This window comes from Microbacterium sp. NPDC056057, assembly GCF_042266945.1.
GTDB lineage: Bacteria > Actinomycetota > Actinomycetes > Actinomycetales > Microbacteriaceae > Microbacterium > Microbacterium trichothecenolyticum_C.
Genome location: NZ_JBHJWS010000003.1, coordinates 503,021 through 515,699, shown reverse-complemented (window position 1 = coordinate 515,699; position 12,679 = coordinate 503,021). Strand labels below are relative to the sequence as shown.

At 70.3% G+C, this 12,679-nt stretch carries 10 protein-coding genes; 3 read left to right on the top strand and 7 right to left on the bottom strand.

From position 1 onward, the window contains the following. Positions 1-58: 58 nt before the first annotated feature. The 5 genes from dxs to dut all read right to left on the bottom strand — a co-directional run bounded on the left by dxs (position 59) and on the right by dut (position 6,908). Positions 59-2,017 carry a 1-deoxy-D-xylulose-5-phosphate synthase gene (gene dxs / locus ACFC1K_RS14315; RefSeq protein ID WP_375872120.1) on the bottom strand — a complete coding sequence of 653 codons (1,959 nt, stop codon included), beginning with the start codon at positions 2,015-2,017 and terminating at the stop codon, positions 59-61. A 98-nt stretch (positions 2,018-2,115) separates the two neighbouring features. Continuing rightward, positions 2,116-4,944 (bottom strand): aconitate hydratase AcnA, encoded by a 2,829-nt coding sequence (gene acnA, locus ACFC1K_RS14310; protein ID WP_375872119.1) that lies wholly within the window; start codon positions 4,942-4,944, stop codon positions 2,116-2,118. A 133-nt stretch (positions 4,945-5,077) separates the two neighbouring features. After that, positions 5,078-5,863 carry a DUF3159 domain-containing protein gene (locus tag ACFC1K_RS14305; RefSeq protein WP_375872118.1) on the bottom strand — a complete coding sequence of 262 codons (786 nt, stop codon included), beginning with the start codon at positions 5,861-5,863 and terminating at the stop codon, positions 5,078-5,080. Beyond that, on the bottom strand, positions 5,860-6,459 hold the full coding sequence (locus tag ACFC1K_RS14300) for a DUF3710 domain-containing protein (protein WP_310290901.1): 600 nt from the start codon (positions 6,457-6,459) through the stop codon (positions 5,860-5,862). Before ACFC1K_RS14300 ends, ACFC1K_RS14305 begins: the two co-directional genes overlap by 4 nt. Beyond that, positions 6,456-6,908, bottom strand: coding sequence for a dUTP diphosphatase (dut, locus tag ACFC1K_RS14295; protein ID WP_310290904.1), 453 nt, complete (start codon positions 6,906-6,908; stop codon positions 6,456-6,458). Before dut ends, ACFC1K_RS14300 begins: the two co-directional genes overlap by 4 nt. Before the next feature lie 24 nt (positions 6,909-6,932). Here dut and ACFC1K_RS14290 point away from each other — a divergent pair, with 24 nt between their 5' ends. Then, a complete protein-coding gene (locus tag ACFC1K_RS14290) occupies positions 6,933-7,424 on the top strand; it encodes a DUF3093 domain-containing protein (RefSeq protein ID WP_310290906.1) in 492 nt (163 codons plus the stop codon). On the opposite strand, the gene ACFC1K_RS14285 is transcribed toward ACFC1K_RS14290, so the two are convergent. Next, positions 7,399-7,692: a DUF4193 domain-containing protein gene (locus tag ACFC1K_RS14285; RefSeq protein ID WP_045302586.1), complete on the bottom strand. Its 294-nt coding sequence runs from the start codon at positions 7,690-7,692 to the stop codon at positions 7,399-7,401. The two genes, ACFC1K_RS14290 and ACFC1K_RS14285, sit on opposite strands and share 26 nt — an antisense overlap. Positions 7,693-7,954: 262 nt before the next feature. Here ACFC1K_RS14285 and sepH point away from each other — a divergent pair, with 262 nt between their 5' ends. Further along, positions 7,955-8,998 (top strand): septation protein SepH, encoded by a 1,044-nt coding sequence (gene sepH, locus ACFC1K_RS14280; RefSeq protein ID WP_375872117.1) that lies wholly within the window; start codon positions 7,955-7,957, stop codon positions 8,996-8,998. Positions 8,999-9,007: 9 nt separating this feature from the next. Here sepH and ACFC1K_RS14275 read toward each other — a convergent pair whose 3' ends face one another. Beyond that, on the bottom strand, positions 9,008-10,129 hold the full coding sequence (locus tag ACFC1K_RS14275; RefSeq protein WP_375872116.1) for an alkaline phosphatase family protein: 1,122 nt from the start codon (positions 10,127-10,129) through the stop codon (positions 9,008-9,010). A 68-nt stretch (positions 10,130-10,197) separates the two neighbouring features. On the opposite strand from ACFC1K_RS14275, the gene ACFC1K_RS14270 reads away from it, so the two are divergent. Beyond that, positions 10,198-12,657, top strand: a complete 2,460-nt coding sequence (locus ACFC1K_RS14270) for a DNA topoisomerase (ATP-hydrolyzing) subunit A (protein ID WP_375872115.1) — start codon at positions 10,198-10,200, stop codon at positions 12,655-12,657. Positions 12,658-12,679 lie beyond the last annotated feature (22 nt).

The window sequence follows — 12,679 nt, the reverse complement described above, 5'->3', positions numbered from 1 at the left end:
CGCCGGATCGGCCCCCTCGGCCGGTCCGGGGCTGTGCGTCGGCAGGCACGGCCTCGCTCTAGCCGCGCTCCTCGCGGCTGCGGGCGAGGTCCGGCAGCGTCGGGATCTCCGAGGTCTGTGCCCCGCGCGCGACCGGGATGCGGGTGCCCAGCACCTGTGCGACGACATCCTGGGCGATCTTCGCCGGGGTGAGGCCGGCGTCCTCGAGGATCTGCTCGCGACTCGCGTGGTCGATGAACTCGTCGGGCACGCCCAGCTCGTCGACCGCGGTGTCGACCCCCGCCTCGCGCAGCACCTGTCGCACGCGCGTGCCGATGCCGCCCACCCGGATGCCGTCCTCGATGGTGATGACGAGGCGATGGGATGCTGCGAGCTCGACGATCGACGGCTGCACCGGGACCACCCAGCGCGGGTCGACGACGGTGGCGCCGATGCCCTGCGCGCGCAGACGCTCGGCGACGTCGACCGCGATGTGCGCCATCGGGCCGATGCCGACGAGCAGCACGTCCTGTGCGTCGGAGCGCACCAGCACGTCCACACCGTCCTCCAGGCGCTCGAGGGCCGGGAGCTCGGGGCTGACGCCGCCCTTCGGGAAGCGGATGACGGTGGGCGCGTCCTCGACGGCGACCGCCTCGTGCAGCTCCTCGCGCAGTCGCGCCTCGTCGCGGGGCACGGCGATGCGGATGTGCGGCACGATCTGCAGCATCGCGAGGTCCCAGATGCCGTGGTGGCTCGGGCCGTCGGGGCCGGTGACGCCGGCGCGGTCCAGCACGAAGGTGACACCCGCGCGGTGGAGCGCGACATCCATCAGCACCTGGTCGAAGGCGCGGTTCATGAACGTCGCGTAGATGGCGACGACCGGGTGCAGGCCGCCGAACGCGAGGCCTGCGGCCGATGCGACGGCGTGCTGCTCGGCGATCCCGACGTCGTAGACGCGGTCCGGGAAGCGCTGCGCGAACGGCAGGAGGCCCGTCGGCCGCAGCATCGCCGCGGTCATCGCGATGACGTCATCGCGCTCGTCGCCCACGTGCACCAGTTCGTCGGCGAACACATCGGTCCAGGCGGTGCCGCCCGCGGCGCCGAGTGCCTCGCCCGTGATCGGGTCGATCTTGCCGACGGCGTGGAACTGGTCGGCCTCGTCCTCGAGGGCCGGCGCGTAGCCGCGGCCCTTCTCGGTGATCGCGTGGACGATGACGGGGGCGCCGTACTCCTTGGCGAGCTCGAGGGTCTCGATGAGGGTCGGCAGGTCGTGGCCGTCCACAGGCCCGAGGTACTTGATGTCGAGGTTCGAATAGAGCGCGGCGTTGTTCGTGAACCGTGACAGGAATCCGTGCGTGCCGCCGCGCACGCCCCGGTAGACGGCGCGGGCCGCGGGACCGAGCTTGCGGAACACGGTGTCGGAGCCGCGGTGGAGGTTGCGGTACGCGTCGGCCGTGCGGACGCGGTTGAGGTAGCGCGCCATGCCGCCGATGGTCGGGGCGTAGGAACGTCCGTTGTCGTTGACGACGATGACGAGGTTGCGGTCGTTGTCGTCGGAGATGTTGTTGAGCGCCTCCCACGTCATGCCGCCGGTGAGCGCGCCGTCGCCGACGACGGCGACCACGTGCCGGTCCTTGCGGCCGGTGCGCGTCAGCGCGCGGGAGACGCCGTCCGCCCAGCTCAGCGAGCTGGAGGCGTGAGACGACTCGACGACGTCGTGCGGGCTCTCGGAGCGCTGCGGGTAGCCGGCGAGGCCTTCGCGCGCGCGGAGCTTCGTGAAGTCCTGGCGCCCTGTGAGCAGCTTGTGCACGTACGACTGGTGGCCCGTGTCGAAGATCATGGGATCGTTCGGCGAGTCGAACACGCGGTGCAGCGCGATCGTGAGCTCGACGACCCCGAGGTTGGGGCCGAGGTGACCGCCCGTGCGTGCGACGTTCTCGACGAGGAAGCCGCGGATCTCATCCGCGAGCTGCTCGAGCTGATCGAGGCTCAGCACGTCGAGGTCGCGGGGTCCGGTGATGGACGACAACAGCGACATCCCCGCTCCTTTCCGGCCCCGGAAGGGCCCTGCAAGTCTACCCGGGGCATGAAGGGGGGACCGGATGCCGCGGCATCCGGTCCCCCGTGAATCACCTGTCAGACCAGCGAACGCAGCACGTACTGCAGGATGCCGCCGTTGCGGTAGTAGTCCGCCTCACCGGGCGTGTCGATGCGGACGACCGCGTCGAACTCGACCGTCTGCTTGCCCTCGGGCGAGAACTCGCTGGGCTCGGCCGTGACCTTGACGGTCTTCGGCGTGACGCCCTCGTTGAGCTGCTCGAGACCCGAGATCGAGACGATCTCGGTGCCGTCCAGGCCCAGCGACTTCCAGCTCTCGCCGGCCGGGAACTGCAGCGGCACCACGCCCATGCCGATGAGGTTCGAGCGGTGGATGCGCTCGAAGCTCTCGGTGATGACCGCCTTCACGCCCAGCAGGCTCGTGCCCTTGGCCGCCCAGTCGCGCGACGAGCCGGAGCCGTACTCCTTGCCGCCGAACACGACGAGCGGGGTGCCCTGTGCCTGGTAGTTCTGGCTCGCGTCGTAGATGAAGGACTGGGGTCCGCCCGCCTGCGTGAAGTCGCGGGTGAAGCCGCCTTCGATCTCGGCGCCGTCGTTGACCTCGCGGACGAGCTGGTTCTTCAGGCGGATGTTCGCGAACGTACCCCTGATCATGATCTCGTGGTTGCCACGGCGCGAGCCGTACGAGTTGAAGTCCTTGCGGTCGACGCCGTGCGCCGCGAGATACTGACCGGCGGGGCTGTCGGCCTTGATGTTGCCGGCGGGGCTGATGTGGTCGGTCGTGACGGAGTCCAGGAGGGTCGCCATCACGCGCGCGCCCACGATGTCGGTGACCGGGGTCAGCTCCATCGTCATGCCGTCGAAGTACGGGGGCTTGCGCACGTACGTCGAGGCTTCGTCCCACTCGAACACGTCGCCGGTCGGGGTCGGCAGCGTGCGCCACCGCTCGTCGCCCTCGAACACGCTCGCGTACTGGTGCGTGAACATGTCCTTGTTGATGGACGAGTCGATCGTCGCCTGCACCTCGGCCGAATCCGGCCAGATGTCGCGCAGGAACACGTCGTTGCCGTCCTGATCCTTGCCCAGCGCATCGGTCTCGAAGTCGAAGTTCATCGATCCGGCGAGCGAGTACGCGATCACGAGCGGCGGGCTCGCGAGGTAGTTCATCTTCACGTCGGGGTTGATGCGGCCCTCGAAGTTGCGGTTGCCCGAGAGCACCGCGGTGACGGCCAGGTCGTTCTCGTTGATCGCCGCCGAGACCTCCTCGATGAGGGGGCCGGAGTTGCCGATGCACGTGGTGCAGCCGTAGCCGACGGTGAAGAAGCCGAGGTCCTCCAGGTCCTGCGTGAGGCCGGCCTTCTCGTAGTAGTCGGTGACGACCTTCGAACCGGGCGCGAGCGTGGTCTTGACCCACGGCTTGGCCTTGAGGCCCTTCTTCACGGCGTTGCGCGCGAGCAGGCCCGCGGCGAGCATCACGGACGGGTTCGACGTGTTGGTGCACGAGGTGATCGCGGCGATGGTCACCGCGCCGTGGTCCAGCACGAACTTCTCGCCGCCCTGCAGGGTCACCGGGGTGGGCTTGGACGCCGTCGCCGGAGCGTGGCTGTGGTGGTGGTGCTCGTGCGTGCTGTACTCGTCCTCGGGCGAGTTTCCGGGCGGGTCGGACGCCGGGAACGACTCCGAGCCCTCGAGGTCGACCAGGTCGTGGTCGATCTCGGCGTAGTTGGTGAGGTCGCTCTCGAACTGCTGCTTGGCCTGCGACAGCACGATGCGGTCCTGCGGGCGCTTGGGGCCGGCGATCGAGGGCACGACCGTCGCGAGGTCGAGCTCCATGTACTCGCTGAACACGGGCTCGCGCGACGCGTCATGCCAAAGGGTCTGCTCCTTGGCGTACGCCTCGACGAGCGCCAGCTGCTGCTCGTCGCGACCGGTGAGGCGCAGGTAGTCGATGGTGACGGCGTCGATCGGGAACATCGCGGCGGTGGAGCCGAACTCGGGGCTCATGTTGCCGATGGTGGCGCGATTGGCCAGCGGGACCGATGCGACGCCTTCGCCGTAGAACTCGACGAACTTGCCGACGACACCGTGCTTGCGCAGCATGTCGGTGATCGTCAGCACGACGTCGGTGGCGGTCACGCCGGTCGGGATCGCGCCCGAGAGCTTGAAGCCGACGACCTTGGGGATGAGCATCGACACGGGCTGGCCGAGCATGGCCGCCTCGGCCTCGATGCCGCCGACGCCCCAGCCGAGCACGCCGAGGCCGTTGACCATCGTCGTGTGCGAGTCGGTGCCGACGCACGTGTCGGGGTAGGCGCGCAGCACGCCGCCGACGGCGCGGTCGTAGATGACCTTCGCGAGGTGCTCGATGTTCACCTGGTGCACGATGCCGGTGCCGGGCGGGACGACCTTGAAGTCGTCGAACGCGGTCTGGCCCCACCGGAGGAACTGGTAACGCTCGCCGTTGCGCTCGTACTCGATCTCGACGTTCCGCTCGAGTGCGTTCTCGGTGCCGAAGAGGTCGGCGATGACCGAGTGGTCGATGACCATCTCGGCGGGCGAGAGCGGGTTGATCTTGGTGGGGTCGCCGCCCAGTGCCTCCATCGCCTCGCGCATGGTGGCGAGGTCGACGATGCACGGCACGCCGGTGAAGTCCTGCATGACGACACGGGCCGGCGAGAACTGGATCTCGGTGTCGGGCTCGGCCGCGGCATCCCACGATCCGAGTGCCTCGATCTGAGCCTTGGTGACGTTGGCGCCGTCCTCGGTGCGCAGCAGGTTCTCGAGCAGCACCTTGAGGCTGAACGGGAGCTTCTCGTAGCCCGCGACCGTGTCGATGCGGAAGATCTCGTAGTCGGTGCTGCCGACCGTCAGGGTGCTCTTCGCACCGAAGCTGTCAACCGTGGACACGTCTGTCTCCTTCGTCGGCGGCGGGATCGTGCCGGAGTCCGGCATCCCCATCTTCCCCCGCTCCGAAGTCCTCGGCTAGTGAGGTCGACCTAACGGTTCGGGGGAAATTTATCTTGATGTCGAGATAAATGTATCACTTCGGCGCGCGCGGGTAGAGCGCGCGCACGGCGAGCCATGTGACTGCGACCAGTGGCGCGAACAGCGGCAGGCCCATGATCAGCTTGATCGTGCCGAGCGCGGTGACGTCGCCCGCGAAGTAGAGCGGGAGCTGCACGATCAGGCGGAGCGCAAAGAGGCCCGCCCACGCGATCGAAAGCCAGAAGAAGACGCGTCGCTTGCGCTTGTCGGCGCGCCAGGCGGTGCCCTCCCCCATCAGGAAGCCCACGGCCAGGCCGATGAGCGGCCACCCGATGAGAGCCGACACGAGGAAGGCGGTGCCGTACAGCGTGTTGGTGAGGAAGCCCGGGATGAAGCTGTCCTCTCCCCTGCCGGTCCACAGCGACAGGCCCGCCGCCGCGGCCGCGGCGATCAGGCCGCCGATCGCGGCGCTCGCGGACTGCCGCTGGATCAGGCGCACGATCGTGAAGACCGCGGCGAGACCGACCGACAGCGCGAGGCTGAGGGGCAGGTTTCCCGACTTCGCCTCGGCGTCGTAGGTGACCGTCCAGGCGACGAGGAACACGACGCCGGGGAGGACGGACTCGAGGATGCCGCGCCAGCCGCCCATCGCGGCCCAGACGACGTGCCCGGTGGTCTTGCCCTCGGCCGGGTCGAGGCCGGCGCGACGCGCGGCACCGCCCAGGGCGGCGCCGAGCATCTCGGACGCCGAGGGTGCGGCATCCGGTGTTCCCTCGGAGGAGCCGGCCGCACCGTTCGCGGCGGATTCCGACGCGTCGTCGGGGCGCGAGGGGTCGCTCACGCCGAGCCCGGCGTCGCCGGCATCTTCAGCGGGATGAGGTCGCGGGGTGGCATCGGCGAGCCGCCGCGGACCACGACGATCGACCGGAACAGGTCCTCGACGGCGGCCGCGGCCTCGACGTCGGCCGTCGCCGCACCGCCGATCACGCCGCGCAGGAACCAGCGCGGGCCGTCGACGCCGACGAAGCGTGCGAGGCGCTTGCCCGCGGTGCCGTCGGGGCCGGCGATCACGGGCACCTCGGCGAGGAGCTCCGGACCCAGCGGTCCTTCGCGCTCCTCGACGCGGCCGCCCTGCTGGCGGATCTGCTGGCGGATCTGCTCGCGCGTCTCCTCCCAGAGGCCCGCCGAGCGCGGCGCGGCGAACGGCTGCACCTGAAGGGTCGAGTCGGAGTAGTCCAGGCCGACGGCGACGATGCGCTTGGTCTGCTCCTCGACTTCGAGGCGCAGGTTCAGGCCCTCACGAGGAAGGATCTTGATCCCGCCGAGATCGATGTAGGGGCGGACCGGGTTGGCCTCGGACTCGTCGAACGGGCCGGTCGTGGCGCGGTCGTCGGGTGCGACCTTGCGCGGGCCGTCGACGGATGAGGGGTCGGTCATGCGAGGACTCCGTCCTTCTGGTAGCCCGTGGAGCCGAAGCCGCCCTCGCCGCGCACACTGTCGGGCAGGGTTTCCACGGGGATGAATACGGCGCGCGGCACCGGCATCACGATGATCTGCGCGATGCGGTCGCCCGCGGCGATGTCGTGTGCCTGCGCCCGATCGGTGTTCAGCAGGATCACCTTGATCTCGCCGCGGTAGCCGGCGTCGATCGTCCCGGGCGCGTTGACGACGGTGATCCCGTGCTTGGCCGCCAGGCCGCTGCGTGGGACGACGAAGGCGACATACCCCTCGGGCAGCGCGATCCGCACGCCGGTGCCGACGAGGGCACGCTCGCCGGGCTCGAGGCGCACCGCCTCGGCGGCGACGAGGTCGGCTCCGGCGTCCCCAGGGTGCGCATACACCGGGACGTCGGGGGCGATAATGGGGACGTCCACCGTTTCAGTCACCCAACGAGGGTAATGCAGAACTCAATGCCTCACGCCGGTGCCCGAACCGGCCGTGCCGACGGTTATCGCGAGCGGCTCGGCCCATCGCTGTGGATCCTGGTCGCGGCGGGAATGGCGGCGCCGATGGCGGCGCTCGTCGTCACGCCGATCGACACGACGATCGCCCTGATCGTGGGCGCCGGCGTCGGCATCCTGCTGATCGCGCTGCTGATCCTGGCGGCACCCGTCGTCGAGGTGCGCGACGGAGAGCTGAGGGCCGGGCGTGCGCACATCGGTGTCGAGTTCCTCGGCGACGGCGAGGTTCATGTCGGGGAGGACGCGCGCCATGCGCGCGGTGCGGGTCTCGACCCGCGGTCGTGGCATCTCATCCGGGGCGGGATCGACGGGGTCGTCGTGCTCCCGGTGACGGATGCCGATGATCCGACGACCGCGTGGGTCATCTCCTCGCGGACGCCGGACCGGCTGGCCGCCGCAGTGCGGCGGGCTCAGATCACGCGGCGCACTCAGTACAGATAGGGCCGTCTGCGGTCTCGTGATCGAGCTGCGAGCGGTGCTTCACGAGGAAGCAGTTCGAACAGGTGAACTCGTCCTCCTGTGCGGGGAGAACGACGACGTCGAGCTCGAGGTCCGACAGGTCGGCACCGGGCAGCTCGAAGCCCGACGGGTTGTCGGCGTCCTCCACGTCGACCGAGCCCGAGAGCTTGTCGGGAACGCGCTCCTTGAGCGCCTCGATCGACTCGCTGTCGTCCTCGGTCTTGCGGGGGGCGTCGTAATCGGTGGCCATGCGTGAAGATCTCAACTTCCGGGTATTCGCGGTTGCGCTCGCCCTTGCGGGCGGCGATAGTTTGCACGACCATTCCCCTTTTCGCAAATGCGATCCGGCGCCATCCTGACCGTGCGTTCGCGTGAAACTCGCGGCACGCGCAGGATATTCCCGGTCGTCGTGGTGCGCTGTGACACGATGGGGCGGGCAGGCGGGCTCTGAAGCCGTGAGTCCGCCGGGAAAGCGCAGCCAAGAGCCGGCACGAGAAGCAGGGAGCGTCCGCATGGAACAGCTCAAAGTCATCGGAACCGAGGACGACAAGCTCATCCTGGCGACGGAGTCCGGCGAGAGATTCACGCTCGAGGTCGACGACGTCCTCCGCGGTGAGCTGCGCAAGGCGCGCCGCGAGCGCGAGTCCGACGTGCAGACGCCGCGCCCCAGTCCCCGCGAGATCCAGGCCCACATCCGGTCGGGGCTGTCCGCGCGGGAGGTCGCCGAAATCCTCGGTGCCCGCGTCGAGGACATCGTGCGCTTCGAGGGCCCCGTGCTCGCCGAGCGGGAGCACATCGTCGGTCAGGCACTGGCGGTTCCGGTGCTGCTCGGCGGCGATTTCGAAGGTGACGGGCAGACGACGTTCGGCTCCGCGGTGCGCGTCAAGCTCGCCGAGGCCGGCGCGATCGGCGAACGCTGGACCAGCTGGAAAGAGCCGACCGGCTGGACCGTCAAGCTGGAGTTCACCTCGAACGACATCGGCCACGACGCCCGCTGGGGCTTCGATCCGCGCCGCAGCACGCTGTCGCCGCTGAACGCCGACGCCATCCAGCTGTCGCGCCAGGGGTCGCTCCCCGAGGGGCTCATCCCTCGGCTCCGCGCCCTCGACGCGGTGCCCCCGAAGGACGACTCCCGCTTCGACAGCGGAGCGTTCGGCCCGCGCCGCCTCCCCGACGCCGACATCGAGTCGCCTGAGATCCCGTCCCCCGCCGCGCCTGCCGTGCAGGAGGCCGCCATCAAGCGCGCCACCGAGCCCGCCGTCGTGACCTCGGCCGAGACCGCCGACCTGCTCGAGGCGCTGCGTCGTCGCCGCGGCCAGCGCGAGCCGCTTCCGGGGGCCGAAGAGGTCGCTGCGGCGCCCCGCTCGCCCGCCCCGGTCGCGCTGTTCGACGCGCTCGAGCCGGGCTACGACGAGTCGGCGTCCGAAGAGGAGCCGACGGCGTCCGAATACCAGGCACCCACTCCGGCCGCGGTCGCCGAGGCCGGCCGCCGCAAGGGCCGCACGTCGATGCCGTCGTGGGATGAGATCGTCTTCGGCGCCCGCTCCGACGACTGACGCCGGGGCTCAGGCGCCGGCGAACGCGCCGAGCCGGATGAGCGGAACCACTCGCTCTTCGTCCGTGAGGGAGCCGTGCTGCCCGATCATCTTCTGCGGGGCTTTGTCGGCGAGGCGGTCGTCGTAGTACGCGATTCCCGCGCGCGCCGCGACGATCACGTCGCCGATGCGGGCACGTACCTCCGGGTCGATCCGGCCCACGAGACCTGACGCCTCGAGTTCGGCGCGCGAGAACACCCACGAACGGGATGCCTCGGCCTCGCGCCATCGGGTGAGCACGGCATCGGCGGCGCCCGGCTCCGTGTAGAGGTGGAGCATGCGGGGCTCGCCGCCGAGGAGGCGGACGCCGTCGAGCAGGTCGTCCCCTTCTTCGAGGAGAAGATGCCGATGGCGTGGCACGTCGATCATGCCGTGGTCGGACGTCACGACCACCCCGGTGCCGCGGTCGAGGGATTTCGAGAGCGTGCGGGCCGCAGCATCCACCCGCTCCAGCACCGCGACCCATTCGTCGGACTCCCAGCCGCGCTTGTGACCGATCGCGTCGAGATCAGGGGCATAGAGATAGATGAGGGACCCCGGATGCTGCGCCGCGAGGTCGGCGGCGAGGCTCACGCGCTCATCGAGGTCGTCGGCGCCGTGGAACTCGGCGTCCCCGAGCGTCGCCGCGGTGAAACCGGTGCCGGCGTACTCGTTGCGCGAGACGGCGAAGAACGGCCGGCCGAGCGTCGCGGACAGCGGGGCGGCGCGCTGGAACTCGAGCGGAAGCCCGTCGGTGTCCCAGCCGCGGAGCAGATTCACCACGTCGTCGGTGCCGGGCACCCGCGCGCGGTACCCGACGATGCCGTGCTCCCCCGGCAGCGCCCCGGTGAGCAGACTGGTCAGCGCGGCGGCGGTGGTCGACGGGAAGACCGAGCGCGCGACGTCCTTCTTCGCGCGGGCCTCAGTGAGGAAGCGGGCGTGGCCGGCCCGGGCCGAGAGGTTGTGGACGCCGAGCCCGTCGAGCACCCACACGATCGCGCTCCGCGCCGGGGCGAACCACTCCGAGCCGCCGTCCAGCGCCGCCGACATCTCGGTCACGACACGGGTGAGGCTCCGGGCACGCGGCGGGTCCACGGGTAGGCTGAGGGTCATCGGGGCCAGTCTCGCACACGCGGCCGCGCCCCCTCGCTCTCCGCCGTCACCCGAGGCTTCTTCGACACATGCCCGCTTCCCGCACCGATTCCTCCCCCGCCGACCACGGACGCATCGAGGACGTCGACGTCTCTTCGGAGATGCAGACGTCGTTCCTCGAGTACGCGTACTCGGTCATCTATTCGCGTGCGCTGCCCGACGCGCGCGACGGGCTCAAGCCGGTGCAGCGCCGCATCCTGTTCCAGATGGCCGACATGGGGCTGCGGCCCGACCGCGGCCATGTGAAGAGCGCTCGCGTCGTCGGCGAGGTGATGGGAAAGCTTCACCCGCACGGCGACGCCCCCATCTACGACGCGCTCGTCCGTCTGGCCCAGCCCTTCTCCCTGCGCGTGCCCCTCGTCGACGGGCACGGCAACTTCGGCTCGCTCGACGACGGCCCCGCCGCGCCCCGCTACACCGAGGCCCGCCTCGCCCCGCCGGCGCTCGCGCTCACCGAGAACCTCGACGAGGACGTCGTCGACTTCATCCCGAACTACGACGGCCAGTTCCAGCAGCCCGAGGTGCTGCCGGCCGCCTTCCCCAATCTGCTCGTCAACGGCACCACCGGCATCGCGGTCGGCATGGCGACGAATATGGCGCCCCACAACCTCATCGAGGTCGTGGGCGCCGCGACCCATCTGCTCGAGAACCCCGAGGCGACGGTCGAAGAGCTCATGGAGTTCGTGCCCGGTCCCGACCTCCCCGGCGGCGGCATCATCGTCGGCCTCGACGGCATCAAGGACGCCTACACGAACGGCCGCGGCAGCTTCCGCACGCGGGCGAAGGTCTCGATCGAGTCGCTCGGCCCGCGCCGCACCGGCCTCATCGTCACCGAACTCCCCTACCTCGTCGGCCCTGAGCGCGTCATCGAGAAGATCAAGGACGCCGTCAACGCGAAGAAGCTGCAGGGCATCGCCGACGTCACCGATCTGACCGATCGCCACCACGGCCTGCGTCTGGTCATCGGCATCAAGACCGGTTTCGACCCCCAGGCGGTGCTCGACCACCTCTACCGGCTGACGCCGCTCGAGGACTCGTTCAGCATCAACAACGTCGCCCTGGTCGAGGGGCAGCCGCAGACCCTCGGGCTGCGCGAGCTCCTGCGCGTCTACCTCGATCACCGCATCAGCGTCGTCACGCGCCGCAGCCGGTATCGCCTCGAGCGGCGCAAGGAACGCCTGCACCTGGTCGAGGGCCTCCTCATCGCGATCCTCGACATCGACGAGGTCATCCAGGTCATCCGCACGTCCGACGACAGCGAGCAGGCGCGCACGCGCCTCATGAGCGTCTTCGACCTGTCCGAGCCGCAGTCCGAGTACATCCTCGAGCTGCGACTGCGTCGCCTCACGAAGTTCTCGCGCATCGAGCTCGAGACCGAGCGCGACAACTTGAAGAAGGAGATCGCCCAGCTCGAGGAGCTGCTGGGCAGCGACGTGCTGCTGCGCGCGCAGGTGGCGCACGAACTGGATGCCGCCTCCGAGGCGTTCGGCACGCCGCGGCGCACGCTTCTCCTCAATGGCGGTCCGGTGCAGCCGCGCTCGCGCGCCGCGGCGGCGGTCGCCGACCTGCAGATCGCGGACGCGCCGTGCCGCGTCTTCCTCTCCGCCACCGGCCGCATGGTGCGTGCCGAGCTCGCGGCCGACGCCCCGGGCGGCGGTATCGTCGCGCCGGCACGGCGCTCGAAGCACGACGCCATCCGCTCGTCGGTGGACACCACCACCCGCGGCGACATCGGGGCCGTGACCAACCTCGGCCGCCTGGTGCGGTTCTCCCCCGTCGACCTGCCGTCGGTGCCCGGCAACTCGGTGCAGCTCGCCGCCGGAACCCGCGGCGACCAGTACCTGGGTCTCAGCGGCGGCGAGCACATCGTCGCGCTCGTGCCGCTCGTGGAGGGCCCGCCGATCGCGATCGGCACGGCGCAGGGCATCGTGAAGCGCGTCGCCGCGAGCGAGATCGCGAACAAGCACGACATCGAGGTCATCGCCCTCAAGGACGGCGACCGCGTCGTCGGTGCCGCGCCCGCGTCCGACGGCGCCGAGCTCGTGTTCGTGGCGAGCGACGCCCAGCTGCTCCGCTTCGACGCGTCCTCGGTGCGCCCACAGGGTCGCTCAGCCGGCGGCATGGCCGGCATCCGTCTCACTGACGGCGCGCAGGTCATCTCGTTCGATGTCGTCGGGCCCTCCGAGTTCGACGCCGTCGTGGTCACGATCGCCGGCTCGACCACGGCGCTCGCGGGCACCGACGCCGGCAGCGCCAAGGTGTCGCTGTTCAGCGAGTTCCCCGCCAAGGGGCGCGCGACCGGCGGCGTGCGCGCCCAGCGCTTCCTGAAGGGCGAGGACGCGCTGACGATCGCCTGGGTCGGCACGGATCCCCGTGCCATCGGCTCCGACGGTGCGACTCGCGCTCTTCCGGAGTCCGGCGCGAAGCGCGACGCGTCGGGCACCGCGCTCGACGGCGTCATCGGCGCCGTCGGCACCGGCATTCGCTGAGCCCCGATACACAGGAGAGGCG

Coding starts and splice junctions, on each gene's coding strand:
- dxs (WP_375872120.1), bottom strand. CDS start 2,017: ATGTCGCTGTTGTCGTCCATCACCGGACCCCGCGACCTCGACGTGCTG.
- ACFC1K_RS14300 (WP_310290901.1), bottom strand. CDS start 6,459: ATGACCGACCCCTCATCCGTCGACGGCCCGCGCAAGGTCGCACCCGAC.
- ACFC1K_RS14290 (WP_310290906.1), top strand. CDS start 6,933: ATGCCTCACGCCGGTGCCCGAACCGGCCGTGCCGACGGTTATCGCGAG.
- ACFC1K_RS14285 (WP_045302586.1), bottom strand. CDS start 7,692: ATGGCCACCGATTACGACGCCCCCCGCAAGACCGAGGACGACAGCGAG.
- sepH (WP_375872117.1), top strand. CDS start 7,955: ATGGAACAGCTCAAAGTCATCGGAACCGAGGACGACAAGCTCATCCTG.
- ACFC1K_RS14275 (WP_375872116.1), bottom strand. CDS start 10,129: ATGACCCTCAGCCTACCCGTGGACCCGCCGCGTGCCCGGAGCCTCACC.
- ACFC1K_RS14270 (WP_375872115.1), top strand. CDS start 10,198: ATGCCCGCTTCCCGCACCGATTCCTCCCCCGCCGACCACGGACGCATC.